Consider the following 25,968-nt stretch of genomic DNA (forward strand, 5'->3'; position numbering starts at 1 on the left):
CGCAGGTCGATCCCGAACAGATCAAGATCACCCGCCTGTTCCCTACCCCGATCGCCGCTTTGCAGCACCCCGATTTCGAGAACCTCAACGCGCGTCTCAAGGCGGTGATCCTGGCACGCAGCGAGTCGCATCCGGGCACTCAGCGCAGCAACCTGGGCGGCTGGCAGTCGGAAGACAATTTCGCCGACTGGGCCGGCGAGGCGGGCGCGCAGTTGATCGCCTTCGCCCAGGAGCTGGCCAACCAGTTGTCGGCGGTGAGTTCCCCCGAGCACGGCCTGATCGAAGCCCACCTGACCTGGAACTACAGCGCCTGGGCCAATATCAATCGCAAGGGCCATGCCAATTCGCTGCACGGCCACCCCGGTTCGTTCTGGTCGGGGGTGTACTGGGTCGATGATGGCGGCCGCCATGATGACCCGGACGTGGGCGGCGAACTGGAGTTCGTCGACCCGCGAGGTATCACACCGATGCTGCTCAACCCGGCGCTGCGCATGCGTATCGAAGGCTGCCTGGGCGCCGGCTCGGTGGCCACCCAGACGCCCAGGAGCGGTACCCTGCTGATGTTCCCTTCCTGGTTGCTGCACGCCGTGCGCCGCTACGACGGTGACCGGCCGCGTATCTCGGTAGCCTTCAACTTTTCGATCTAGGCTCGGCAGCCACCCGTTCCAGCCGGTCGATACCCAGGCCGCGCTGCACTTTGTGGACGCCAGCCGGTCGGTTATAAGACGCCCATAGCCATAACAGGTGCAGTGTTCCATGAAACCGATCGGCCAGTCCGGCTACGTGCAAGTGCGCGGTGCCCGCGAGCACAACCTCAAGAACGTCGATGTCGATATCCCCCGTGATGCCCTGGTGGTCTTCACCGGCGTGTCGGGGTCGGGCAAGTCTTCACTGGCCTTTGGCACCCTCTACGCCGAGGCGCAACGGCGCTACTTCGAATCGGTGGCGCCCTACGCGCGGCGCCTGATCGACCAGGTGGGGGTGCCCGACGTCGACAGCATCGACGGCCTGCCCCCGGCCGTGGCCCTGCAACAGCAACGCGGCACGCCCAGTACGCGCTCCTCGGTGGGCAGCGTGACCACCCTGGGCAGCCTGGTGCGCATGCTCTATTCGCGTGCCGGTCATTATCCTGCCGGCATGGGCATTCTGTATGCCGAGGATTTCTCGCCGAACACCCCACAGGGCGCCTGCCCCGAGTGCCATGGCCTGGGCCGGGTGTACGAGGTGAACGAACAGACCATGGTGCCAGATGACTCGCTGACCCTGCGCGAGCGCGCCGTGGCCGCCTGGCCGACCGCCTGGCAGGGGCAGAACCTGCGCGACATTCTGGTGACCCTGGGCTATGACGTCGACATTCCCTGGCGCGACCTGCCCCAGGAGCAGCGCGACTGGATTCTCTACACCGAAGAGCAACCCACGGTGCCGGTGTACGCGGGGCTGACCCCGGCCGAAACCCGCCAAGCCCTCAAACGCAAGCTGGAGCCCAGTTACCAGGGAACCTTTACCGGCGCCCGCCGCTACGTGCTGCATACCTTCACCCATTCCCAGAGCGCGCTGATGAAAAAGCGCGTCAGCCAATTCATGCGCGGCACCCTGTGCCCGCTGTGCCAGGGCAAGCGCCTGAAACAGGAGGCCCTGCAGGTGACCTTCGCCGGCCTGGATATCGGCGCGCTGTCGCAGATGCCCCTGGCGCGCCTGGCCGAAGTACTGGCCCCGCTGGCCGCCCACGGTGACCCCGGCGGCCTGTCGGTGGAAAAACACCTGGCCGCCCAGCGCCTGGCCCACGACCTGCTGCAGCGTATTCACACCCTTACCGACCTGGGCCTGGGCTACCTGGCGCTGGAGCGCAGTACACCGACCCTGTCGTCCGGCGAGCTGCAGCGCTTGCGCCTGGCCACCCAGCTCAATTCGCAACTGTTCGGCGTGATCTACGTGCTGGACGAGCCCTCGGCGGGCCTGCACCCCGCTGATGGCGAAGCCCTGTTCGATGCCCTGCAGCGGCTCAAGGCCGCTGGCAACACGCTGTTCGTGGTTGAGCATGACCTGGAGACCATGCGCCGCGCCGACTGGCTGGTGGACGTCGGCCCGGCGGCGGGCGAACACGGCGGCACGGTGCTGTTCAGCGGCCCGCCCCACGGCCTGGCCGATATCGACGAATCGCAGACCCGCCTGCACCTATATGGCGACGCCCAGCCCCTGCCGCACCCCAGGCGCAAGCCGGTGGACTGGTTGAAGCTGGCGGACGTGACGCGCAATAACCTGCGACGCCTGACGGTAGACTTTCCCCTGCACGCGTTCACGGCGGTGACCGGGGTCAGTGGCTCGGGCAAGTCGAGCCTGGTCAGCCAGGCCTTGCTGGAACTGGTGGCCGAAGCGTTGGGGCATACGCTGGCGGACGAGGACGACAGCCCCGATAACCCGCTGGAGGACGCCGCGCCGGAGACCGAATCGGGCCATATCGTCAGTGGCATGGGCGCTATCCAGCGTCTGGTGAAGGTTGACCAGACGCCGATCGGCCGCACACCCCGCTCCAACCTGGCGACCTACACCGGGCTGTTCGACCAGGTGCGCAAGCTGTTCGCGGCAACCCCCGCGGCCCGCGAGCGTGGCTTCGACGCCGGGCAGTTCTCGTTCAATGTCGCCAAGGGCCGCTGCCCGCAGTGCGAAGGCGAGGGCTTCGTCAGCGTCGAGCTGCTGTTCATGCCCAGCGTCTACGCCCCCTGCCCTACCTGCCACGGCCAGCGCTACAGCCCGCAGACCCTGGAGGTACGATGCCTGGGCCTGAATATCGCCCAGGTGCTGCAATTGACCGTGGACCAGGCGTGCGAGGTCTTTGCCGAACAGCCGCCCGTGCGCCGCGCCCTGACGGTACTGCGCGATATCGGCCTGGGCTACCTGCGCCTGGGCCAGCCAGCCACGGAGCTGTCCGGTGGCGAAGCCCAGCGCATCAAATTGGCCACCGAGCTGCAACGCGGCCAGCGCGGCGCCACCCTGTACGTGCTCGACGAACCTACCACCGGCCTGCACCCTTGCGACGTGGACCGGCTGCTGGCGCAACTCAACGGCCTGGTGGACGCCGGCAATACGGTGATCGTGGTGGAGCACGACATGCGCGTGGTAGCCCAGAGCGACTGGGTGATCGACATGGGCCCCGGGGCCGGTGACAAGGGCGGCAACGTGGTGGTCTGCGGGCGCCCGGAGAAAGTCGCCAAGGCCCGCGCCAGCCGCACGGCGCCCTACCTGGCCGCAGTGCTGGCCGGGGGCTGACGCCGGCTGAACTCTTGGCCGCCTGGGCCAGTCGACTGTGCACACTCATTGCCCAGAGGCAGGCCATGCAGATTTCCCTACAACACCAGGTGGCCCTGGTTACCGGCGCCAGTTCCGGCCTCGGGGCCGGCGCCGCCCAGGCACTGGCTGAGGCCGGCGCCGCCGTGGTGGTCAACTACAACCGCCACGCCGAGCCTGCTGAGGAACTGGCTGAACGTATTCGCGAAAACGGCGGCAAGGCCCTGGCCTTGCAGGCCGATGTGTCCCAGGAAGACCAGGTTGAAGCGCTGTTCGCGCGCACGGTGGAAACCTTTGGCGCCCTGGACATTCTGCTGGCCAATTCCGGCATGCAAAAGGACGCCGCCACCGTCGACATGACATTGGCCGACTGGAACCAGGTGCTGCAGGTCAACCTCACCGGTCAGTTCCTGTGCGCACGCGCCGCGCTGCGCCAGTTCATCAAACAGGGGCCGCGGCCCTGGGTCTCGCGGGCGCAGGGCAAGATCATCCACATGAGTTCGGTGCACCAACTGATTCCCTGGGCCGGGCACGCCAACTACGCAGCCTCCAAGGGTGCCATCGACCTGCTGATGCGCAGCATCGCCCAGGAAGTCGGTGGCCAGGGTATCCGCGTCAACGCTATCGCCCCCGGGGCGATCAGAACAGCCCTCAACCAGGACACCACCGAGGGCGACAAGGGCCGACGCCTGCTGGAATTGATTCCCCAGGGCCGCCTGGGCGAAGTCCAGGACGTGGCCAACGCGGTGGTGTGGCTGGCCTCCGATGCCTCCGACTATATCCATGGCACCACCCTGTTCATCGACGGCGGCATGAGCCTCTACCCAGGATTCAAAGACAATGGCTGAACACGCACGCAGCAGTACCCAACGCCCGATCGAAGCCCACGGCATCATCGGTGACATGCGCAGTGCCGCGCTGGTGGCCGACACCGGGGCGGTGGACTTTTTCTGCTGGCCGGACTTCGACAGCCCGTCGGTCTTCACGGCGCTGCTCGACACCCCCGACGCCGGCGTGTTCGAACTGGCGCCAGTGCTGCCGGACGCTCGTCGGCAGCAGATCTACCTGCCGGACAGCAACATCCTGCAGACCCGCTGGATTGATACGGCGTCGGTCGTGGAGGTCACGGACCTGATGCCCATCGGTGAAAACCCCGATGACACCCCGCGCCTGGTTCGACGTATCCGGGCGGTCAATGGCCAGGCCCAGGTGCGCATGCGCTGCCGGGTGCGCCACGACTACAGCCGCGCCGACACTCGGGCGCGGCTGGACGGCCAGGAGGTGTGTTTCGACGCCGATGGCCAGCCCGGCCTGCGCTTGGCGTCGTGCCAGGCGTTGCAGGTGGACGAGCACGGCTGGGCAGCGGCCGACTTCACCCTGGAGGAAGGCCAATGCGCCGAATTCATCCTGGGTGCCGAAGACGACCCGCTGGTGCGGGCCGGCCAGAGCCAGCGCTGCTTCGAGCACACCCTCAAGTACTGGCGGGACTGGTTGAGCCAGTCTCACTACCAGGGGCGCTGGCGGGAAATGGTGCACCGCTCGGCCCTGGCGCTGAAACTGCTCACCTCGCGCAAGCACGGCGGCATCATCGCGGCCCCTACGTTCGGGTTGCCAGAGCAAGCCGGTGGCGCGCGCAACTGGGACTATCGCTACACCTGGATACGTGATGCCTCGTTCACGGTCTACGCATTCATGCGCCTTGGCTTCAGCGAAGAAGCCAACGCTTATGTGCGCTGGGTGCGCGAGCGGGTCAGTGACTGCTGTCAGGAGCGCGTGGACTTGCACCTGATGTATGCCCTGGACGGGCGCCAGGAGCTGCCCGAAGAAGAGTTGTCGCACCTGGCTGGCCACGGCGGAGCCACACCGGTTCGCATCGGCAACGGTGCCTATACGCAAACCCAGCTGGATATCTATGGCGAGCTGCTGGATGCGGTGTACCTGGCCAACAAATACGGCGAGGCCATCTCCCACGAGGGCTGGCGCAACGTGCAGACCCTGGTGGACAAGGTCTGCGACCGCTGGCACCGCAAGGACGTGGGCATCTGGGAGATGCGCGGCAATGAACAGCACTTCCTGCACTCGCGGCTGATGTGCTGGGTGGCCCTGGACAGAGCCCTGCGCCTGGCGAACAAACGCTCGTTGCCCGCGCCGTTCGCTCGCTGGGACGAAGTCCGCCAGGCCATTCACGATGACATCTGGACCCACTTCTGGGACGCCGACGCTGGGCATTTCGTCCAGCACCTGGGCAGCCGCGAAGTGGATGGCGCGTTGTTGCTGATGCCGCTGGTGCGTTTCGTTGGCGCCAGCGACCCCCGTTGGCTGGCAACCCTGGCGGTGATCGAGCGCGACCTGGTGCGCGACGGCATGGTCTATCGCTACCGCGAAGCGGACGACGGCCTGGACGGCGAAGAAGGTGCCTTTACCGCCTGCAGCTTCTGGTACGTCGAATGCCTGGCCCGCGCCGGGCGGGTGGAAGAGGCGCACCTGGAGTTCGAACAGCTGCTGCGCTACGCCAACCCTTTGGGGCTCTACGCCGAAGAGTTCGACCGCCAGGGCTGCCACCTGGGCAACACCCCCCAGGCGCTGTCGCACCTGGCGCTGATCAGCGCGGCGAGTTTTCTGGACAGGAAGTTGAGTGGGCAACGGACGCATTGGCAGCCTTGAGCGGACCAGGCAATGGCACAGGTATAACTGGCCCGAAACAGATGTGGGACCGGGCTTGCCCGGGAAGCGCCGCGCGGGCGGCGCGCGGTCCCGAGGGCGCCGGAAAAAACCGAGGCATGCACATGGAGGCCCTGACCCAATCCCCAGCCAAACCAACAAGGCGGTCCAGGCAATGGCACAGACATAACTGGCCCGAAAACAGATGTAGGAGCGGGCTTGCTCGCGAAGCGCCGCGCGGGCGGCGCACGGTCTCGAGGGCGCTGAAAAAACCAAGGCATGCACATGGAGGCCCTGACCCAATCCCCAGCCAAACCAACAAGGCGGTCCAGGCAATGGCACAGACATGACTGGCCCGAAAACAGATGTAGGAGCGGGCTTGCTCGCGAAGCGCCGCGCGGGCGGCGCACGGTCGCAAGGGCGCCGGAAACCTTGAGGCATGCACCTGGTAGCCTTGACCCAATCTCAAGCCAGAAAAACAAGGCGGTCCAGGCAATGGCACAGACATAACTGGCCCGAAACAGATGTAGGAGCGGGCTTGCTCGCGAAGCGCCGCGCGGGCGGCGCACGGTCTCAAGGGCGCTACAAAACCATCGACTAGCGCTTGGTGGCCATGATGAGATCTCTAGCGGGCCCCTGAAAGCCTGTCATGAAATCGCATCATGGCCACCAGGTGCATGGCTTGGGTTTCTACAGCGCCCTTGAGACCGTGCGCCGCCCGCGCGGCGCTTCGCGAGCAAGCCCGCTCCTACATCTGTTTCGGGCCAATTATGTCTGTGGGATTGCCTGGACCGCCTTGTTGGTTCGCCTTGGGAGTGGGTCAGGGCCGCCAGGCGCATGGCTTGGGTTTTTCCAGCGCCCTCGAGACCGTGCGCCGCCCGCGCGGCGCTTCGCGAGCAAGCCCGCTCCTACATCTGTTTCGGGCCAGTTATGTCTGGGCCATTGCCTGGTCCGCCTTGTTTTTCTGGTTTGAGACCGTATCAGGGCCTCTAGGTGCATGGCTTGGTTTCTCCAGCGCCCTTGAGACCGTGCGCCGCCCGCGCGGCGCTTCGCGAGCAAGCCCGCTCCTACATCTGTTTCGGACCAGTTATGTCTGTGAGATTGCCTGGTCCGCCTTGTTTTTCCGGCTTGAAACCGTATCAAGGCTGCCAGGTGCATGCCTCAAGGTTTCCGGCGCCCTTGCGACCGTGCGCCGCCCGCGCGGCGCTTCGCGAGCAAGCCCGCTCCTACATCTGTTTCGGGCCAGTTATGTCTGTGGGATTGCCTGGACCGCCTTGTTGGTTCGCCTTGGGATTGGGTCAGGGCCGCCAGGTGCATGGCTTGGGCTTCTCCAGCGTCCTCGAGACCGTGCGCCGCCCGCGCGGCGCTTCGCGAGCAAGCTCTGCTCCTACATCTGTTTCGGGCCAATTATGTCTGGGGGATTGCCTGGACCGCCTTGTTGGTTCGCCTTGGGATTGGGTCAGGGCCGCCAGGTGCATGGCTTGGGTTTCTACAGCGCCCTCGAGACCGTGCGCCGCCCGCGCGGCGCTTCCCGGGCAAGCCCGGTCCCACATCTGTTTCGGGCCAGTTATGTCTGTGCCATTGCCTGGTCCGCCTTGATTATCCGCCTGGAGATTGGGTCAGGGCCTCCATGTGCATGCCTCGGTTTTCTCCGGCGCCCTTGAGACCGTTCGCCGCCCACGCGGCGCTTCCCGACATAAATCCGTGGCCCACCCCTTCCAAGCAGGCACCGCGGTATAACCGGATAATCATGGCCTCAGCTCACCCGGCTGCCCCCCATTACCGCACTCGATGAGTTTTTCTTTAGCCGCGATGAAGTTTTTCATTACAGGCAGGCGCAAACGCGCGGAAACAGCCATAATGGCAACCATCACATCCTGATACTTAATTGTTTCCTATTCTGAAAAGACCGGATCAAGGCAAGTTCGGGGAATTTAATCCGGTCCCGTGCGTCTCAATCCCGACCCGAAAGTCAAAAGTGGACTCACTGACCCAGCAAGGAGCAGCACATGCTGATACTCACCCGTAAAGTAGGCGAGACCATCGTCATCAATGACGACATCAAGATCACCATCCTCGGCGTCAAGGGGATGCAGGTTCGCATCGGTATCGATGCGCCGAAGGAAGTCCAGGTCCACCGCGAAGAGATCTACAAACGCATTCAGGCTGGCAGCCCTGCCCCCGAAAAAGAAGACCACAACCACTAAGGTCTCCGCGTTCCCGCCTTGCCGCCTGGGCCATTGGCCCAGTCGCACGCTTGAGCCCGCCTTCACTCAGTAACGGTTGATGCCGTTCAAGGCAAGGGTTGCGAATCTTCCAGGCTGGGCTGCGCCGCCAGGGCGTGCTCCAGTTTCTCGGCCAGTTCATCGTCACGAAACGGTTTCTGCACCACCAGCGGCTCATGGCCACTCAGGCCATCCAGGTCGGCGTAACCGGTGATGAACACCACGGGCAGGCGAGGGTACACGCCACGCGCTACCTGAGCCAATTGCGCGCCGTTCATGCCGGGCATGGCATAGTCGGTCAGCAGCACATCCACTTCCTCACTGAGCACATCCAGGGCCACCTGGCCACTGGCCGCTTCCACCACCCGATAGCCCAGGCGGTCGAGCAACTGCGCCGTCACCGCGCGCACCTGGTGGTCGTCGTCTACCAGCAGCACGGTGCGGTTGGCGCCTTGCACAGGCTCGCTTCGCGCCGCCACGGGGGCCGCACGCAGCGCAATGGCGTTGAGGCTCGGCAGGTAGACCTCCACCGTGGTGCCCTGCCCCGGCGCCGTGGCAATGCTCACACCGCCCCCTGATTGCTTGGCAAAGCCGAACACCTGGGCCAACCCCAGGCCGGAGCCCTTGCCAATGTCCTTGGTGGTGAAGAACGGCTCGAAGGCCTTGGCCAGCACGGCCTCGCTCATGCCGCTGCCCGTGTCGCCGATGGACAGCACCACATAGGCGCCCGGCTCCGGGTCCTGGGGGTGCAGCGCCGGACGGTCGACCACGGCGTTGCGGGTGGCCAGGCGCAGCGTACCGCCGCCGGGCATGGCGTCACGGGCGTTGATGGCCAGGTTGAGGATGATCATCTCGGTCTGGGTGGGGTCGACCAACGCGCTCCACAGGGCATCATCGGTGTGGGTCTGGATCCAGATGCTGCCACCCAAGGTACGTTGCAGCAGTTCGAACATGCCGAACACAGTGTCATTGAGATTGACCGGCATCGGCTCCAAACGCTGGCGACGGGAAAACGCCAGCAGCTGGGCGGTCAGCTTGGCGCCGCGCTCGCCGGCTTCTCGAATATTGTGCAGACGGCTCTGTACCTTTTCCATGACGCCGCGTTCCACGTCCCGGGCCAGGAAGGTGGTGCTGGTCAAAATCACCGTCAGCAAGTTGTTGAAGTCGTGGGCCACACCCGCGGTGAGCTGCCCCACCGCCTCCAGGCGCTGCATCTGCTGCAGCGTGGCCTCGATGCGCTCACGTTCCTTGATCTGCTGGCGCAACTGTTCGTTGGTGGCGGCCAGTTCATCCACCACCGCCCGCTCGCCGGTAATGTCACGCACCGCTGCGTACATCAGGCCGTCGTCGGGCACGATGGTCCACGACAACCAACGGTAGTCGCCATCGGCATGGCGCATGCGGTTGACGAACCGCGTGGAGACGTTGCCACTGGCGATGTTCTCGGTTTCGCGCACGGTGGCACCGATGTCATTGGGGTGCACCAGCTCCCACAATTGCATCTGCCCCAGGGTTTGCCGCGACCAGCCCAGCGCGGCTTCCCAGGCGGGGTTCAGCGCTATGGGCGACATGTCGAAGCGCATCACCGCCAGCAGTTCGCGGGACAGCTCCCAGGTACGGTCACGCTCCCGGGTACGCTTTTGCACGCGGTCGCCCAGCAACTCGTTGAGCCGCTGCAAGGCCTCGGTGGCCTGTTTCTGCTCGCTGATGTCCTGGATGACCCCGGTGAAACGCACGCACACCAGCCCCTCGAAGAAGGCCCTGCCACTGGTGGACATCCAGCATTCGGCACCGTCAGGCAACAGTGCACGGTACTCCACCTGGTAGCTGCCATCACCCTGGGGGGACATGGCCTGGGCCATGCGCTCCTCCACCAGAGGGCGGTCCTGGGAGTGGCAATGGTCGAGAAAATAGTCGATATCAACGGTGACCGCCGGGTCGACGCCATACAACGTCCGGCAGCGCTCGTCCCAGACCAATTGCCCGGTGTGCGGGGCGAAATCCCACACGCCCATGCGTGCCGCATCGATGGCCAGGCGCGCTCGCACCTCCATTTGCTGCAAGGTCTGTTCGGCGCGCAGGCGCTCGCGGCGCTCGTGAACTTCCGCCAACGCCCGCTTGACCGCCTTGGGCAGCAGGGTCAGGTTCTGCTTGAGCACATAGTCGATGGCGCCCAGGCGCATCATTTCCACGGCGTTTTCTTCGCCGTATACCCCGGACAGGAAAATGAACGGCGTCTGCGGGGCGATTTCCCGCGCCCGGTGCAGCACCTGGGCCCCCGAGGAGCCCGGCAGCAGGAAGTCGCAAAGAATCAGGTCGAATACCTGGGTACGCAACACCTGTTCGGCACCCTGGTGGTTGAAGACCAGCGTCGACTCAATCACCAGGCCAGCCCGCTCCAGTGTCAGCAGGCACAGTTCGGCATCACGCGGGCTGTCTTCGATCAGCAGTAGTTGCAGGGGCTTTGACAGCATGTGCAGGTATCGATCTCGTTCAAATGGCTCGCCCTCAGGTGGGACGACGTTGCAGGCGCAGCGAACCGGGCGGTGGTTCGTTGAGGACCGCCCAGAAGACCCCGAGGTCGGAAATCGCCGTGACGAATTCCTTGAACTCCACGGGTTTGACCACGTAAGCGTTGACGCCCAATTCGTAGGCGCGCATCAGGTCGGGCTCTTCGCGCGACGAGGTCAGCATGACCGTGGGAATGCTGCGCAGCTCGGGCGATTCGCGCACCACCTTGAGTACCTCCAGGCCATCGACCTTGGGCAGCTTGAGGTCCAGCAGCAACACCGCCGGGTTGCCCTCCAGGCGTTCGACGTGGGTATTGCGGCGCAACAGGTAATCCAGGGCCTCGGCGCCGTCACGCATGACGATCACTTCGTTGGCCAGCTGGCTGCGCTCTAGCGCAAGCAGCGTGAGTTCCAGGTCTCGTGGGTTATCTTCCACCAGCAGGATGGGTTTGAGCATCGATAGCCTCGGTAAAATCATGCGGGATTGCGGGCCGGTGCGTGGGGCAAGGCGAAACTGAACGTCGCCCCTTCGCCCAGGACACCCTGGGCCCATACACGGCCATCATGGCGTTCAATGATACGCCGGACACTGGCCAGGCCAATACCGGTACCCTCGAATTCCTCCATGCGGTGCAGACGCTGGAACACGCCAAATAATTTGTCGACGTATTCCATATCAAAACCGACACCGTTGTCACGGACATAGACCACGGTTTCGCCGTTTTGCTCAGTGGCACCGATTTCGATGACCGCGGGGTTGCTGCCACGGCTGTACTTGAGGGCATTGGAAATCAGGTTGCGCAGCGCCAGGTGCAGAAACGCGGCATCCGCCAGCACACGTGGCAACGGCTCGATGCGCCATTGCACCTCGCGGTCGTCATAGTCGGGAAGCATTTCCTCGCGAATGGCTTCCACCAGCGCGCCCAGGTCGACATCGGACAGGCGCAGCGCGGACCGCCCCATCTGCGAGAAGCTCAGCAGGTTGTCCACCAGGCTGCCGGCGAAACGCGCAGACTCGCCGATGTGGTCGAGGAAACGCTGGCCGCGCTCGGACAGTTTCTCGCCCTCGAAGTCGCCCAACAACTCGGCATAGCCAGCGATATGGCGCAACGGCGCACGCAAATCGTGGGACACGCTATAGGAGAAGGCTTCCAGTTCCTTGTTGGAGCGCTTGAGTTCACCGGCCAGTTGCGCCAGTTCCTCGGCCTTGCGCAGCACGATGCCCAGCACCGCTGTGCGCAGTTCCGCCACGCCTTCGATTTCCAGCGGGTCCCAGGGGCTGGAGTAGCCTTTGACGGTTTCCTGCCAGCTGTCGAAGCTGTGACGCGGGTTGAGCACGCCGCTGTCGCTGATGCTTTTTTCCGGTTTGCCGGCCCAGACCACACTGCGTGCCTGTTCGGGCTTGAACCAGATCAGGTAGTGGGAATGTATTTCCGAGATAGCCACGGCCAGCACGCCGCCCACCTGGGCAGCCAGGCCAGGCAGCGAAGGAATATCGCGGCCGACATTATCGCTGTGGAACACCTCATGCCCGCCGCGCTCGGCGAGCCACTCGGTCAGCGCCAGCACCATGGCCTCGTCGGGCGTTTCACCCACCAGATCGCAGCTGGAGGCCGTGATGATGGCCGCGCCCTGGGCGCGGGCGAAGCCGAGCAAGGTATCGCTCAAGGCCAGCGCCCCGTCGCGCACGCTGTCACGGTCAGCCATGACCGAGAGCAATTGCACGATCTGCTGACGCACGCCCAGCAGACGCTGGTTGCGTACATGCAGTTCCATGGACTCGATCTGCAACGACAGCACGCTACCCAGTAGCTCACACGCGGTGCGGCTCTGAAAACGCACGGCCCGGGGTTCGGCATGGTGGCAGGAAATCAGCCCCCACAACCGGCCGCCCACGACGATGGAGATCGACATGGACGCCAGGGTGCGCATGTTGCGCATGTAGTGCAGGTGTACGGGCGACACGCTGCGCAGCGCGGCGTAACTGAGGTCCAGCGGCCGCTCGGTCAACGGGTTGAGCGCCGGTACCAGCGCGGCGGGTACGTAGTTGGCGTCCTCGATCACCCGGATACGGTTGGCGCAGTACAACGCTCGCGCCTGGGGCGGAATATCCGCCGCCGGGAAGCACAGGCCCAGGTAGCTGGGGTAGCCTTCGTCGGCCAGTTCAGCCAATACCAGGCCGTCGCCCGCCTCATCGAACCGGTACGCCTTGACTCGGCCGAAGCCGGTGATGCGCTTGACCTCGGCCACCGCCTGGGCACACACCTGCTCGATGCTCTCGGCGCCTTGCAACTGGCCGATGAAGGTGCGCACCAGGGGATAAAGGTTGGCGTAGGCGGTGAGCACATCGCTGGCTGGCTCGAACTCGGCTATCAGTACGCTATCGAAGCGGTGCACCATCAGCGCGATAGGCGGGCCGTCATAGTTGCCCACGGCAAAGCGCACATCCGCCACGTGCACAGGCTTGTGCTCTTCACTGGTGCGCTCGGCCAACAGCCGCGCTACCTGTTCGCCGCCTTGCAGCAATTCCGGCAGGTACCGCCCCAACCACTGCTCGGCCGCTTCGCCAAGCCAGCGCTGAATATTTTCACTGGCCTGCAGCACCGCCAGGGTATCGGGTTCAAGCACCAGCATGAAACCGTGGGGCTGAATGCTGCCGGGCAAGTGGATGGGCTCTTTCGCGCAATTGGCGGTGGCCTGAGCCAATGCCGCTGAAGTGTCGCCGGATGTCAAAGAAGATCTCCTTGTGCGTGCCCCGTTCTCTGCGCTGGAACGGGCACGTATCGTGGTCATCCGCTTGTTGTTAAACAGACAGTCACGACTCTGACAGCACGATATCAAATTCTATCGCCGGGGCTGCGAAAAAAGTGGCTTTTACATGGCACCTTGCCCGCAGGAATGCGGCGTTAGCGGGAACGAAGCGCCACCGCGGTGTACCTGGAGGTTCCCGGCGGAGGACTCAACGCCCCTGCGCAACAAGCTCCTTGCCATAGCTGACCAGCCAGTTGCGCACCTGAGGCGTGGTGCCTGCCTTGTCCGCCAGGTGGTGGGTGTTGTTCGACACCCACGTCAGCCGGGTGTAGCTGTTGCCATTGGCATCGCGCATGCCGTACATCATGCCCCGGTGCCCGCCCAGGTCGACATTGGCCAGCTCCCTGATGGCCGTTACCGCTACGCCCTTGAGCACCATGTCCTGCAACAACAGGTCACCGTCGGGGCAATGCAGGTAACGGCGCAGGCCATTGAGCCCACTCTCGGTATACACCCCCATTCGGTAAGACACCTGCACTTCGCACTGGCGCGTCATGCCCAGGTGCGGCGCCTCGTACATCCCCGGCGCGTTCGCCAGCTTGCGGGCCGGGCGCTCACGCTGCACTTGCGCCAACCGCGACGCCATGCTGGCACTGTCCACCGCCTCCACATACGTGCTGGGCTTGCGCCGCTCACGCAACTTGCGCTCGATCTGTGCCTTTTCCTCAGCCGAAGGCCCTATCGCCTGCCCCATGCTGGCACGCAGCAAGCGGGCACTGGTCATGGCGTCTTCCAGACGGTCCTGATCCTTGAGCGGGATGTCAAAAATGGAAATCTCATGGTAGCCCTCGCTCGCCGAGGGGCGGTCCAGCGTGGCCGCGTGGCCGGACAGCGCTACCGCCATGGGAGCGAGAAACAGGCTGCAGGCCAGGATTCTGGTTGAGGTCATGGTTTCAGTCCTTGAAACGCAAGGGTTCCGCGTGGGCGGGCGAGAGATGATGAGTAGTTTTACTACAAAGAGGGTAACGGGGAAATGGGGGTGACGTAATGATGTGAATCAATTCCGCCACAGGGTGTGGGAGCGGCCATTTCCCCCCAAGTGAGCTTGGCACTGAACCATTTGAGTGGTGGCAGTCTGATGTAGGCCCATGAATGCCAGCGTCACGACCAAGCAGCTCAGGATCCTGAAAATCCCTGATGCTATTGGTCAGCACCCATAAGGGCTGAACTCAAAAGATAAGGATATAGCGTTGATCAAGCCCCTCACGTCGCTGCGTTTTTTCGCGGCACTCGCTGTTTACATAGACCACCTGGGGCTGCAAACCGATACAGGAAGCCTCGGCGTCATGTTCTTTTTCGTTCTGTCTGGATTCATTATCACCTACACCTATGCCGACAAGGTGAATACCCTTGAACCCAGAGGGCTGGCCAGCCTCTACACCAAGCGTATCGGCCGCATCTTCCCGGTGCATCTGTTGACGCTGCTATTGGCCATTCCGCTTGTTTTCATCACCGATGCGCCTACTACCTTCACAACGGGAGTCTATAACGCGCTGTTGATGCAAAGCTGGTACCCGAGCAGCAGTGATTTCTTTTCGCTCAACTCAGTGTCCTGGACACTCTCGGTCGAGTGGGCTTTCTACCTGGCCTTCCCGTTCCTGATGATGGGTATCAAGAAATTCGGGTTCAACAAGAGCGCCGCTTCTGGCCTCATGTTGTCAGGGCTTTGCCTGGCAGCCCTGCTGGTGTTCACCCTCTGGATGTACCGAGACCCTGCACGCGTTGCCTCGTCCACCTGGTTGATCCGCATATCGCCAATAAACCTGTTTATCTTCCTGATCGGCACCGGCGTCGCGCTCTACCTCACCCAGGAGAAGCGCAGCCAACATTTTTCACCAGGATTCGCCACGGCTCTGGAGGTTATCGCTCTGGTGCTGATCGCAGCAACCTACCACTGGACGGTTGTGGATGGCGGGAAAGACAGGATGCCGCTTGACCATGTGATCTTGTACTTGCCGCTGTTTGCCTTTTGCATCTACATCTTTTCCGTGGCCAAGGGTCTGGTTTCGAAAATGCTGTCCAACCGCTTTCTGGTGCACCTGGGAAACTTGAGTTTCTCGATGTACATGCTTCACCTGCTGGCAATCATCTACACGGACCGCTACTTGATGCCGGTGATTGGCGCCAACGGCGTTACCCTCAACAGGTTCTATCTGTTCGCGATGTTGATGATCGCTTGCGAGGTGGTCTACCGCCTGGTTGAAACCCCATACCGCAACTACGCGCGAAAGGCCGCTTCCAACCTTTTCCCCCGGTACAACGCCGCTACCCGGCCAGCCTGAGAAAGAGGCCATTGGCCCTGTGTCCTGGCGACCCTGGAAATCCGCTTCAGGCATTCCACCCGCTCCTCCTCCACCTCGATACCGCTGCGCACCGGCTGGGCCTTGTGCAGCTTATTGGCGCCCTGCGCCACGCCCAGGTGCCACCGGCGAACCACGAGGAAGCGCATCAGCGCTCCGCCTGCAGGCGGGCCAGGTCGGCACGCAGCCCGTCCCGCTGACGGGTCAGCGCTTCGGTCATCTGAACCAGGCAGACCTGGCCCAGCCAATGGTTGGCGTTGCTGATATTGATATTGCACGGGTTGTTGTGCCGGACGCCGCGGGGATGGCAGGCATGTACTTTTCTTCCGACGAAAATAAGCCGCTCACAGCGGCTGTTTGTTAGAATCAGCGCCCCCTGTTTGAAGCGCAGAGGGATTTTCAATAAGGAAGCCAAATGATAAAGCCTCTAACCTCCCTCAGATTTTTTGCAGCATTGGCTGTAATCATCGAGCACCTGGGGACCGACTTGAACATTGGCGGCCCTGGCGTGATCTTCTTCTTCGTCCTCTCCGGCTTTATCATTGCGTACACCTACGCAAACCGCATCAAACAAATAACCAAAGAATCTCTGACCAAGATGTACGCCATCAGGATCGGTCGGATTTTCCCGCTTCACCTTTTCGTGCTTGCCCTATGCATTCCGTTTGCATTCATGAATGGCGATCCGCCAAAACTGTATGTATTGCTGACCAACGCATTGTTGGTCCAAAGCTGGTACCCCAGTCACGACGACTTCTTCGCCTTCAACTCCGTGGCGTGGACACTGTCCATTGAATGGTTCTTCTACCTCAGCTTCCCGTTCGTGCTGATACCGCTGCGCAACCTGGGCGCATTCACCACGCCTGCCAAGTGCCTGGCGTTTTCAGCAGTGGCGCTCGCTGCGATCCTGCTGGTGAACGGCATCTTCAACCATGGCGGCGAGTTTCTGAACACCACCTGGTGGGCGATGAAGATTTCCCCGGTGAACGTCCTGATTTTCTTCGTAGGATCCGGAATCGGGATGTGGCGCCTGTGCATCGGCGATCAGGGAAAACGTGTGATGTGGCGCGATTCAGGCCTGGAACTCCTGGCGATTCTTTCGCCGGTTGCTGCTTATAAGCTCTTCAACACCTGGGGCGTCGAGACCCCGCTTGGAATTGGCTATATAGGCTCTTACGTTCCTTTTTTCACTTTCATGGTTCTCGTGTTTTCTCATACAAACGGACTCATTTCCAAGGCGCTTTCGAACAACGTTCTTGTGCGCCTGGGAGAAATCAGCTTTGCCATTTACATGAGTCACCAGGTAATACTAAACATCGTCAATACCCATATTGCGACTGTCATCGGTGCCGGCGCCAGCCTTCAAGTGAAGATCCTGATGTTCGCCGTCATCCTGCTTATATCCGAACTCCTGTACCGATTCATTGAAAACCCCGCACGCCTTGCAGTTAAGGAAAGGATGGCACGCAAGAAAGTGGACAATGCCGGCCAGATGCCCCAGGCGCAACAGGCCAAGTAACGGTGGCTGGGGGCCCCAAGCGACGCATCGCGCCGGGCAATGGCGCAGATAAGGTCGGGATGGAACACCTCGGCCCTTCCGCCGTCCGGGGAGAAATTTTCGGCCACGGCGCCTTCGTAAATGCGTGGCAAGGGATCTGCCCGCCGAGGCGGCGACCGGCGGCATTCGAGAGCCGAGAGGCCAGCTTGGGCACACGACCGTTGCCATGACCGAGCAGTTCATCCGCAGGCGGCGCGGCGCGAAGGTTACGCCGACGTAATGACCGAATTGCGGAAATGATTTTCGAATTGCGGAAAAAACAAAAAGGGCCTGCCGACTGAACAGTCTGGCAAGCCCTTGATTTGTTTGGTGCCCGGAGCCGGGGTCGAACCGGCACGTCCTTACGAACGGGGGATTTTAAGTCCCATGCGTCTACCAATTTCGCCATCCGGGCGGTAGCGCGGTGCAGCGTGCAACGAGGGATTTTCAGGCCCCCTGCTCGCCTTTGCATCGAACACTAATAACGTTTGAACCGTTTTAGTGCAGCGATTGCGAGCCAACGAATATATACACCCTGCCCTGAACACGCAACAACGTTCAGGTACTTTCCCAGACAAAATATTAACGCGCCTGGAAATAAAAAAGTCCTGTAGATCAGTGATCTACAGGACTTCGTTATAATGGAGGCCGAGGTCGGAATCGAACCGGCGTAGACGGATTTGCAATCCGGAGCATAACCACTTTGCTACTCGGCCTCAAATGTACAGCAACTTACAACCGCTGCTCCACATAAAAACTGGAGCGGGAAACGAGACTCGAACTCGCGACCCCGACCTTGGCAAGGTCGTGCTCTACCAACTGAGCTATTCCCGCGTCGTGTTGATGGGCGCCATTCTAGCGATTTAAAAATCGCCGTCAACCCCTTGATTCAAAAAAGTTTTATTTATTTTCAGTTTGGCTGTTCAGGTGCGGCCAGGCAGCACGCAGGTAGTGAGCCATGGACCACAGCGTCAGGCCAGCCGCGACCATCAGCAAGGTGTAACCCAGCAGTACCCAGAAGTCGATCTGCGCAGGGTTGGCCAGCAGGATGACCAGGGCGAGCATCTGCGCCGCGGTTTTCCATTTACCCATGCTGGAGACTGCCACATGGGCGCGCGCACCGATTTCCGCCATCCATTCGCGCAGGGCCGACACCACGATCTCGCGGCCAATGATCACCGCCGCCGGCAAGGTCAGCCAGACGTTGTGGTGTTCCTGCACCAGCAGCACCAGGGCCACCGCCACCATCAACTTATCGGCCACCGGGTCCAGGAACGCGCCGAACGGCGTGCTCTGCTCCAGGCGTCGGGCCAGGTAGCCGTCCAGCCAGTCGGTGGCCGCGGCAATGGCGAAGACCGTGCTGGCCGCCGCGTAACTCCACGTGTAGGGGAGGTAGAACAGCAGGATGAAAAACGGAATGAGCAGGACGCGCAGAACGGTAAGCAGGTTCGGGATATTCATCGGCACAACTGGCGGCTGGGTGAGAGGGGCATTCTACTCGCTGTGCAGATTCGCATAAATCGACTCTGCGAGCTTTTTGCTGATCCCCGGGGCTTTCGCAATTTCATCGATGCTTGCACGAGACAGCTCCTGCAAGCCACCAAAATGTTTCAACAGGTCGCGGCGACGTTTGGGCCCTACGCCCGCCACCCCTTCCAGGGTGGAGGTACGCCGGGTCTTGCCACGGCGGGCCCGGTGCCCGGTGATGGCAAAGCGGTGAGCTTCGTCGCGGATCTGCTGGATCAAGTGCAACGCGGGCGAGTCCCCCTTGAGGGTGAACTCATGAGCCACGTCATTGAGGTACAGGGTTTCGAAACCGGCCTTGCGGGTGGTGCCCTTGGCCACGCCCAGCAGGATCAGGTCGGGTATCGCCAGTTCCTGGAGCACGTCACGGGCCATGTTCAACTGGCCCTTGCCGCCGTCCACCAGCAGCACGTCGGGCAATTTGCCCTCACCGTCCTTGATGCGGCTGAAGCGCCGCGTCAGGGCCTGGTGCATGGCCGCGTAGTCGTCGCCGGCGGTGACGCCTTCGATATTGTAGCGGCGGTAGTCGGACTTGATCGGGCCCTCGGGGCCGAACACCACGCAGGAAGCCACCGTGGCCTCGCCGCTGGAGTGGCTGATGTCGTAGCATTCCAGCCGCTGAGGCGGCTCGTCCAGGTTGAGCACGTCGGCCAGGGCCTCGAACCGCGCCGCCACGTGCTGGCGGTTGGCCAGGCGCGCCGCCAGGGCCTGTTCGGCGTTGGTCACGGCCAGTTGTTGCCAGCGCGCACGGGTACCGCGCACCCGGTGGCTGACGCTCAGCTCGCGGCCGCGCAGGGTGTCGATGGCGGCCACCAGGGCCTCCACGTCTTCCGGCACCACGTTGACGATCAACTCCGCCGGCAAGTCGCGCTCGCTGCTGGTGAGGTAGTACTGGGCCAGGAACGCCGACATGACCTCGGCGACCTCCTCCTCGATCCCCACCTGGGGAAAGAAGTTCTTGCTGCCCAGTACCCGCCCGCCTCGCACACTGATCAGGTGCACACAGGCGCCGCCCGGGTTGACGAAGGCGGCCACCACGTCGACATCGCCACTGCCGCCTTCCATGTTCTGCTGATCCTGCACGCGGCGCAGCAAGGCGATCTGGTCCCGCAACAGCGCGGCGTTTTCGAAGTCCAGGCTCATGGCGGCCTTTTCCATGCTCGCCGACAGTTCGTCCGTGAGCTGATGGCTGCGCCCTTCCAGGAACATGATGGAGTGACGCACGTCCTCGGCATATTCCTGTGGTTCGACCAGGCCCACGCAGGGGGCCTTGCAGCGCTTGATCTGGTATTGCAGGCACGGCCGGGTGCGGTTCCTGTAGTAGCTGTCCTCGCACTGGCGCACGAAGAATGTCTTCTGCAGCAGGCTGAGGCTCTCGCGAATGGCGCCGGCGCTGGGGTATGGCCCGAAATACTTGCCCTTGGCCTTCTTCGCACCTCGATGAATGCTCAACCGCGGGAAAGCACCGTCGGACAGAAACACGTAGGGGTAGGACTTGTCGTCGCGCAGCAGGATGTTGTACGGCGGCCGCCATTCCTTGATGAGCGTCTGTTCCAGCAGCAGCGCTTCGGTCTCGTTGCCGGTGATGGTGGTTTCCACCTGGGCGATTCGCCCCACCAGCGCGGCAGTCTTGGGCGCGAGACCGGTTTTGCGGAAGTAGCTGGCCAGGCGTTTCTTGAGGTTCTTGGCCTTGCCGACGTACAGCAGGCGCGCCTCGCTGTCGAACATGCGGTACACACCCGGGCGGGCGCTGCAGGTGGACAGAAAGGCAGAAGGATCGAAAGGGGTTTCCATGTTCAAAGGCTGGCGTCGACCATACCGTGTCGCACGGCCAGCAAGGTGAGTTCGACGTCACTGGCGATCGACAGCTTTTCAAAGATGCGGTAGCGGTAAGTATTCACCGTTTTGGGTGAAAGGCATAGCTTGTCGGAGATGATCTGCACTTTCTGGCAGTTGACGATCATCAGCGCGATCTGGATCTCACGTTCGGACAGCAGGTCGAACGGCGAGTTCGTGGTCTGCGGCTGGAACGACTTGAGCGCCAGTTGCTGGGCGATCTGCGGGCTGATGTAACGCTGCCCGGCGAACACCAGGCGGATGGCCTGGACCATTTCATCCAGCCCCGCGCCCTTGGTCAGGTAACCGGCGGCGCCGGCCTGCAGCAGCCGCGTGGGGAACGGGTCTTCCTCACAGACAGTCACCGCCACCACCTTGATGTCGGGGTGCCTGCTCAGCAACTTGCGGGTGGCTTCCAGGCCGCCGATGCCAGGCATCTTGACGTCCATCAGCACCACGTCGGGCTTCAGATCACTGGTGAACTTCAGGGCATCTTCACCCGATTCGGCCTGGCCGATGACCTGCAGCCCGTCGATGTCGGCCAACATCCGAGTGATGCCTGTACGTACCAGATCATGATCATCGACAACTAGGACCCTAATCAAGCAGACACCTCGTTCTTGGGCTTTGAAGGAATTGTTAGCCACCTTAGCAAAAAATCGGATCCGGAACCTAGCGCAAAGCGTCATGTACATGACGCCATGCGTCCGTTGCCTTCATTTGGACCGGGGTGAACCTCGTCGCGGCCGGGCCGAATAATTGGCAGCCATCTCGGCCAGGCTGTTGGCCATTTGCCGTATGGCGTCCTGGCCTTCCCGGGGCAGCACACGATAATGCCCCAGGACGTGCTCCTCGGCCTGGCTCAGGCGATCGGCGGGGATGGGCGTGCGCACCCCCGTGAGGACATAAAGCACGTCCACGCCCTGCGTCGCCACCTTGGCCAGATAATTGGCCTTGGGTGTTCGCTCGCCGCTCTCGTATTTCCCCTGGGCGTTGGGCTCGACACCACCGATGTCGCCGAACTCCTTCTGAGTCAGGCCGAGCCTGTCCCGTTCTTCCCGTAAACGCGAACCGATTCCAGTCATTTGAATGTATAATCCCTTATTAATCACCCATCCGGGTGATATTTTTAACCACAATTACACCCAATAAAACGGACTTGAACTATGCACGGTATACGGACTGCCGCACAAGCCAGGGCCTGGCTCGACCAGCAGGGAAAATCGGTACAAGAATTTGCCAGGGAACACGGCGTGGACCCCGCCACCACCTACCAGGTGCTGTCGGGACGCAAGAAGGGCCGCCGCGGGGAATCGCACAAGGTGGCCGTCTTGTTGGGGATGAAGGAAGGAATAGTGCCCGACTACACCACGGGCTGACCGCACGGCCGATCAGTCGGCGCTGAGGCGCTCCATGCGCCAGAAGCACTCGTCTTCACCGACTTGGGCAAAGCCCTTGCGCACGTACAGGTGGCGTGCCGGGTTGGACTGGAACACCATCAGCCGCACCCGTGGCAAGCGCCTCTCGCGGGCCAGTTCCATGATGCGGTCCAGTGCCCAGCCACCGATACCCTGGTTGCGCGCCTCGGGCAGCAGGTGCAGTTCACGGATGAACAGCGCCTGCCGGTCAATGCTGAGGCTGAAATAGCCCCGGACGACGCCGTCGGCCAGGATGATGAAATTGTCCCGCCACAACCAGGCCTGGTTGAAGGCCTCCTCCTGCCACAGCAGACTGTAGCGGCCGTAATAGGGCAGCATGGCCTTGCGCGTCAGGTTGCGGGAAAAGTCCAGGTCGCCTTCAGTGGCGGCCCGCAGTTCAAGCTGCATGTGCACCTCCCCTTGCTGTACCGACGGGCTGCGCCAGGGTAGTCATGGGCTGTCCTGATCTCGAAATGACAAGGTGAATGATGCCATAAACCTGATTTCGATCACTCATACGGTTCGCGCGCCTGCATGAACAGCGGCTGCGGCACAAAGCGCAGATAACACTTGAACATCGCGCGAACGCTGAAGTAAGCTCGGCGCATCTTGACGGAGACATTCATGTCCAACGCCCTTCACACCCAGTCTCAGCACACTGCCAGCGCACGTCGCTCGGTAGCAGTTGCGCCTGTGCGTTCGGCTGCCGTCGTTGCAGATTATTACTATGGGTATTGGTTTAGCCACTGGCGCGCCTGATACCCTTATCCGGCGGCCAGAACCCAGGTCGCCCGGTTTGAGAAACTCCAAAACCCCCGGTCGGCCTCCCGACCGGGGGTTTTGTTTTTTCCGGTACCCGTTTTCCATTTTGCCATTTGACAAAGAGGATTTACCCCATGAACTACGCCACCTATTACCGCTACGACTATTGCACCGCCTGGCGATTTACCACCCTCCGTTCGGGACAGCTTGCCGCCTCCGACCGGTCGTGCCTGGGTGGCCGTGCGTTAACACATACCAATAGTCGAACATCGCGATAGGGTTGCGTGTGCGCACAGGGTGCGCCGCCAACCCAGGGAAAATACTCCATGACCATCTCCATCAGTGCCCTGCCCCTTGCCACCACCGTTGCCCAGCCCCTGGCACCTGCCGCCAATGCGCCGGCCCTGCAACGCTTGCCCAGCACCGTCGAACTCAAGCAGCAACTGCCCCTGGCCCGCGAACTGAGCCAACAGGTCGGCGGCCACCGCAACGCTATCCGCGCCATTCTCGAAGGCCGTGACCCACGCCTGCTGGTAGTGGTAGGCCCTTGCTCGCTGCACGACCCAGAATCCGCCCTGGAGTACGCCGAACGCCTGGCGACCCTGGCCACCGACGTGCAGGACCAACTGCTGCTGGTCATGCGGGCCTACGTGGAAAAACCCCGTACCACCGTGGGCTGGAAAGGCTTGGCCTACGACCCGCGCATGGACGGCAGCGACGACATGGTTGGCGGCCTGAAGCTGTCTCGCCAGTTGATGCTGGAAATGCTGCACATGGGCCTGCCCCTGGCCACCGAACTGCTGCAGCCCATGGCCGCCGGCTACCTGGATGACCTGCTGAGCTGGGTCGCCGTGGGTGCGCGCACCACCGAATCGCAGATCCATCGGGAAATGGCCAGCGGTCTGCAGATGCCGGTAGGCTTCAAGAACGGCACCGACGGTGGCGTGGCCATCGCCTGCGACGCCATGCGCAGCGCCGCCCACCCGCATCGCCACTTCGGCGTGTCCGCCGAGGGCCACCCGGCGATCATCGAAACCGCTGGCAACCCCGACACCCACCTGGTGCTGCGTGGCGGGCATCGCGGCCCCAACTACGACCACGACAGCGTCGCCCAGGTGCATCAGGCGTTGGGCAAGGCCGGCGTGTCGGCGCGCATCATGGTCGACTGCAGCCATGCCAACAGCGGCAAGAACCCGCTGAACCAGCCCAAGGTATTCAATGACGTCCTGCAGCAGCGGCTGCTGGGGGACCGTTCGCTGGTGGCAACCATGCTGGAAAGCCACCTGTTCGAGGGCAGCCAAGCCATCGGCCCGGGCATGCGTTACGGGGTATCGGTGACCGATGGCTGCCTGGGCTGGGAGGATACCGAAGCGTTGTTGCGCGACGCGGCGTTCGCGCTACGCGGTTGACAGCCGTCCGGCTACCCACGGCTGTAGCCGTGGCCCCGGGACGCGTTGACGGTGTAGGCGGCGCGCCTGCTGCTGCGCGGTGCATGGGACGCGGCCGGGTCCGCTGCGGGTGCTGGGTTGAAGCAGGCGACGCCACGCCGATTTTGCGTTAGGCTGCCTTCTTTCTGTTTTTCTGGAGTACTTTCCCCATGGCCAAAGCCACTGCCCGTCACATCCTGGTGTCCTCGGAAGCCAAGTGCAATGAACTGAAAGCACAAATCGAAGGCGGCGCCGATTTCGCCGAAGTCGCCAAGGCCAACTCCAGCTGCCCGTCCAGCCGCCAAGGCGGTGACCTGGGCTCGTTCGGCCCAGGCCAGATGGTCAAGGAGTTCGACACCGTGGTGTTCAGCGCCCCGATCAACGTGGTTCAAGGCCCGGTCAAGACCCAGTTCGGCTACCACCTGCTGGAAGTGACCAGCCGCCAGGACTGATCCTGCCGGGTTGCCAAAGGCCTGCGCTCGCGCAGGCCTTTTTGTTTGTGAACGGCACGGCAGTTGGTGGTAGGGTTGTAAACGCCTGCAACCCACCTTTCCCACAAGGCAGACAATGCGCTCGGTTTTCGCCCTTCTGTTCCTGACCGCCCACTGGCTGTTGCCCACCAGCGCTTTCGCGGCCGCGCAACATGCCTTGACCGTTTATGGCGAACCGCCCAAGTACCCCGCCGGTTTCAACCATTTCGACTACGTCAACCCGACGGCCCCCAAGGGGGGTAGCCTGCGCCGCTCGGCGGTGGAGATCGGCCAGTTCGACCACTTGCTTCCTTATATAGACAAGGGCACGGGCGTCAGCCAGGTCGACGGCCTGCTGTACTCCCCCCTGGCCCTGCGCTCGCTGGACGAACCCTACACCGTGTACGGCCTCATCGCGCAGAAGCTGGAGCTGGCCGACGACCACCTGTCATTGCGTTTCTACCTCAACCCCAAGGCCAGCTTCAGCGACGGCGTGCCCATTACCGCCGACGACGTGAAGTTCACCTTCAACCTGCTCATGACCCAGGGCAGCCTGCGCTTTCGCACCCAGTTCGCCGACGTCAAACAAGTGGAAGTGGAGGGCCCACGCCAGGTGCGCTTCGATTTCAGCAGCACCGACAACCGCAGCCTGCCCCTGGACCTGGCCTCGCTGCCGGTGCTGCCCGAACATTGGTGGAAAGACCACGACTTCGCTGCCGGCGGCGGATTCGAAGCTGCGCCCGGCAGTGGCCCCTACACCGTGGGCAAGATCGACAACGGCCGCAGCATCACCTTTGAACGGGACAGAAACTGGTGGGCCAGAGACCTGCCGGTGACCCGCGGCCTGTACAACTTCGACCAGTTCGGCGTGGAGTTCTTCGGCGATACCGAAGTAGCACGCCAGGTGCTGATGGGCGGCGCCTACGACTACAACCGCGAATTCTCCGCCACCGCCTACACCATCAAGTACAACAGCCCACCGCTGGATGATGGCCGGCTGCAACGGGCACACCTGGCACCGCAGAGCCTGCAATCGGCCCAGGGCTTTGTGTTCAACCTGCAACGGCCGGTTTTCCAGGACCGCCGCGTGCGCCAGGCCCTTGCCCTGTTGTGGGACTTCGAGTGGACCAACCGCCAGTTGATGCGCAGCCTGTATATCCGCCAGCAGAGTTTCTTCGCCAACAGCCCGCTGGCCGCCCGGC

21 protein-coding genes and 3 tRNA genes are annotated in these 25,968 nt (G+C 62.6%); 11 read left to right on the top strand and 13 right to left on the bottom strand.

What is annotated here, in order from left to right; genetic code table 11:
• From QBK88_RS28825 to csrA, 5 genes are all read left to right on the top strand, one after another.
• A partial coding sequence (locus tag QBK88_RS28825) for a TIGR02466 family protein (protein WP_277964750.1) occupies positions 1 to 647 on the top strand: 647 nt, incomplete at its 5' end.
• 109 nt (positions 648 to 756) lie between these two features.
• Positions 757 to 3,267 carry an excinuclease ABC subunit UvrA gene (locus QBK88_RS28830; RefSeq protein WP_277964751.1) on the top strand — a complete coding sequence of 837 codons (2,511 nt, stop codon included), beginning with the start codon at positions 757 to 759 and terminating at the stop codon, positions 3,265 to 3,267.
• 65 nt (positions 3,268 to 3,332) lie between these two features.
• Positions 3,333 to 4,133, top strand: coding sequence for a glucose 1-dehydrogenase (locus tag QBK88_RS28835; RefSeq protein WP_277964752.1), 801 nt, complete (start codon positions 3,333 to 3,335; stop codon positions 4,131 to 4,133).
• Entirely contained in the window at positions 4,126 to 5,949 is a 1,824-nt protein-coding gene (locus QBK88_RS28840; RefSeq protein WP_277964753.1) for a glycoside hydrolase family 15 protein, read from the top strand. The genes QBK88_RS28835 and QBK88_RS28840 overlap by 8 nt, the downstream gene beginning before the upstream one ends.
• A gap of 2,006 nt (positions 5,950 to 7,955) precedes the next feature.
• On the top strand, positions 7,956 to 8,153 hold the full coding sequence (gene csrA, locus QBK88_RS28845; protein WP_027979421.1) for a carbon storage regulator CsrA: 198 nt from the start codon (positions 7,956 to 7,958) through the stop codon (positions 8,151 to 8,153).
• An 86-nt stretch (positions 8,154 to 8,239) separates the two neighbouring features.
• Here the strand turns inward: csrA and QBK88_RS28850 are convergent, their stop codons facing one another.
• From QBK88_RS28850 to QBK88_RS28865, 4 genes are all read right to left on the bottom strand, one after another.
• The gene (locus QBK88_RS28850) at positions 8,240 to 10,645 is read right to left on the bottom strand and encodes a response regulator (protein ID WP_277964754.1); all 2,406 of its coding nucleotides are present in this window, start codon (positions 10,643 to 10,645) and stop codon (positions 8,240 to 8,242) included.
• Positions 10,646 to 10,679: 34 nt separating this feature from the next.
• Positions 10,680 to 11,138: a response regulator gene (locus QBK88_RS28855; protein WP_268143235.1), complete on the bottom strand. Its 459-nt coding sequence runs from the start codon at positions 11,136 to 11,138 to the stop codon at positions 10,680 to 10,682.
• A gap of 17 nt (positions 11,139 to 11,155) precedes the next feature.
• On the bottom strand, positions 11,156 to 13,414 hold the full coding sequence (locus QBK88_RS28860) for an ATP-binding protein (RefSeq protein WP_277964755.1): 2,259 nt from the start codon (positions 13,412 to 13,414) through the stop codon (positions 11,156 to 11,158).
• A 226-nt stretch (positions 13,415 to 13,640) separates the two neighbouring features.
• Complete coding sequence (locus QBK88_RS28865; protein ID WP_277964756.1) at positions 13,641 to 14,381, bottom strand: hypothetical protein; 741 nt, start codon at positions 14,379 to 14,381, stop codon at positions 13,641 to 13,643.
• A 301-nt stretch (positions 14,382 to 14,682) separates the two neighbouring features.
• Here QBK88_RS28865 and QBK88_RS28870 point away from each other — a divergent pair, with 301 nt between their 5' ends.
• A complete protein-coding gene (locus QBK88_RS28870) occupies positions 14,683 to 15,774 on the top strand; it encodes an acyltransferase family protein (RefSeq protein ID WP_277964757.1) in 1,092 nt (363 codons plus the stop codon).
• A 166-nt stretch (positions 15,775 to 15,940) separates the two neighbouring features.
• Here QBK88_RS28870 and QBK88_RS28875 read toward each other — a convergent pair whose 3' ends face one another.
• Positions 15,941 to 16,207, bottom strand: coding sequence for a hypothetical protein (locus tag QBK88_RS28875; RefSeq protein WP_277964758.1), 267 nt, complete (start codon positions 16,205 to 16,207; stop codon positions 15,941 to 15,943).
• On the opposite strand from QBK88_RS28875, the gene QBK88_RS28880 reads away from it, so the two are divergent.
• Positions 16,208 to 17,311 (top strand): acyltransferase family protein, encoded by a 1,104-nt coding sequence (locus tag QBK88_RS28880; protein WP_277964759.1) that lies wholly within the window; start codon positions 16,208 to 16,210, stop codon positions 17,309 to 17,311. It abuts the gene before it with no gap.
• A 346-nt stretch (positions 17,312 to 17,657) separates the two neighbouring features.
• On the opposite strand, the gene QBK88_RS28890 is transcribed toward QBK88_RS28880, so the two are convergent.
• From QBK88_RS28890 to QBK88_RS28920, 7 genes are all read right to left on the bottom strand, one after another.
• Positions 17,658 to 17,744: transfer RNA gene (locus tag QBK88_RS28890), tRNA-Leu, on the bottom strand.
• A gap of 227 nt (positions 17,745 to 17,971) precedes the next feature.
• A tRNA-Cys gene (locus QBK88_RS28895) sits at positions 17,972 to 18,045 on the bottom strand.
• Between the two features lie 42 nt (positions 18,046 to 18,087).
• Positions 18,088 to 18,163, bottom strand: a tRNA-Gly gene (locus QBK88_RS28900).
• Between the two features lie 66 nt (positions 18,164 to 18,229).
• Complete coding sequence (gene pgsA, locus QBK88_RS28905) at positions 18,230 to 18,790, bottom strand: CDP-diacylglycerol--glycerol-3-phosphate 3-phosphatidyltransferase (protein ID WP_268143529.1); 561 nt, start codon at positions 18,788 to 18,790, stop codon at positions 18,230 to 18,232.
• A gap of 33 nt (positions 18,791 to 18,823) precedes the next feature.
• Positions 18,824 to 20,647 carry an excinuclease ABC subunit UvrC gene (gene uvrC / locus QBK88_RS28910; protein WP_268143530.1) on the bottom strand — a complete coding sequence of 608 codons (1,824 nt, stop codon included), beginning with the start codon at positions 20,645 to 20,647 and terminating at the stop codon, positions 18,824 to 18,826.
• Between the two features lie 2 nt (positions 20,648 to 20,649).
• Positions 20,650 to 21,294 carry a response regulator transcription factor GacA gene (gene gacA, locus QBK88_RS28915; protein ID WP_158157164.1) on the bottom strand — a complete coding sequence of 215 codons (645 nt, stop codon included), beginning with the start codon at positions 21,292 to 21,294 and terminating at the stop codon, positions 20,650 to 20,652.
• 111 nt (positions 21,295 to 21,405) lie between these two features.
• Positions 21,406 to 21,774 (bottom strand): helix-turn-helix domain-containing protein, encoded by a 369-nt coding sequence (locus QBK88_RS28920; RefSeq protein WP_268143531.1) that lies wholly within the window; start codon positions 21,772 to 21,774, stop codon positions 21,406 to 21,408.
• A gap of 81 nt (positions 21,775 to 21,855) precedes the next feature.
• On the opposite strand from QBK88_RS28920, the gene QBK88_RS28925 reads away from it, so the two are divergent.
• Complete coding sequence (locus QBK88_RS28925; protein WP_158157159.1) at positions 21,856 to 22,068, top strand: DNA-binding protein; 213 nt, start codon at positions 21,856 to 21,858, stop codon at positions 22,066 to 22,068.
• A gap of 12 nt (positions 22,069 to 22,080) precedes the next feature.
• On the opposite strand, the gene QBK88_RS28930 is transcribed toward QBK88_RS28925, so the two are convergent.
• Positions 22,081 to 22,515, bottom strand: a complete 435-nt coding sequence (locus QBK88_RS28930; protein ID WP_277964760.1) for a GNAT family N-acetyltransferase — start codon at positions 22,513 to 22,515, stop codon at positions 22,081 to 22,083.
• 680 nt (positions 22,516 to 23,195) lie between these two features.
• Between QBK88_RS28930 and QBK88_RS28935 the strand changes: the two genes are divergently transcribed.
• The 3 genes from QBK88_RS28935 to QBK88_RS28945 all read left to right on the top strand — a co-directional run.
• The gene (locus tag QBK88_RS28935; protein ID WP_277964761.1) at positions 23,196 to 24,278 is read left to right on the top strand and encodes a 3-deoxy-7-phosphoheptulonate synthase; all 1,083 of its coding nucleotides are present in this window, start codon (positions 23,196 to 23,198) and stop codon (positions 24,276 to 24,278) included.
• Positions 24,279 to 24,466: 188 nt separating this feature from the next.
• Complete coding sequence (locus QBK88_RS28940; protein WP_048370005.1) at positions 24,467 to 24,748, top strand: peptidylprolyl isomerase; 282 nt, start codon at positions 24,467 to 24,469, stop codon at positions 24,746 to 24,748.
• Positions 24,749 to 24,863: 115 nt separating this feature from the next.
• A partial coding sequence (locus tag QBK88_RS28945) for an extracellular solute-binding protein (RefSeq protein ID WP_277964762.1) occupies positions 24,864 to 25,968 on the top strand: 1,105 nt, incomplete at its 3' end.

The organism is Pseudomonas sp. RIT-To-2, assembly GCF_029623465.1.
GTDB lineage: Bacteria > Pseudomonadota > Gammaproteobacteria > Pseudomonadales > Pseudomonadaceae > Aquipseudomonas > Aquipseudomonas silvicola.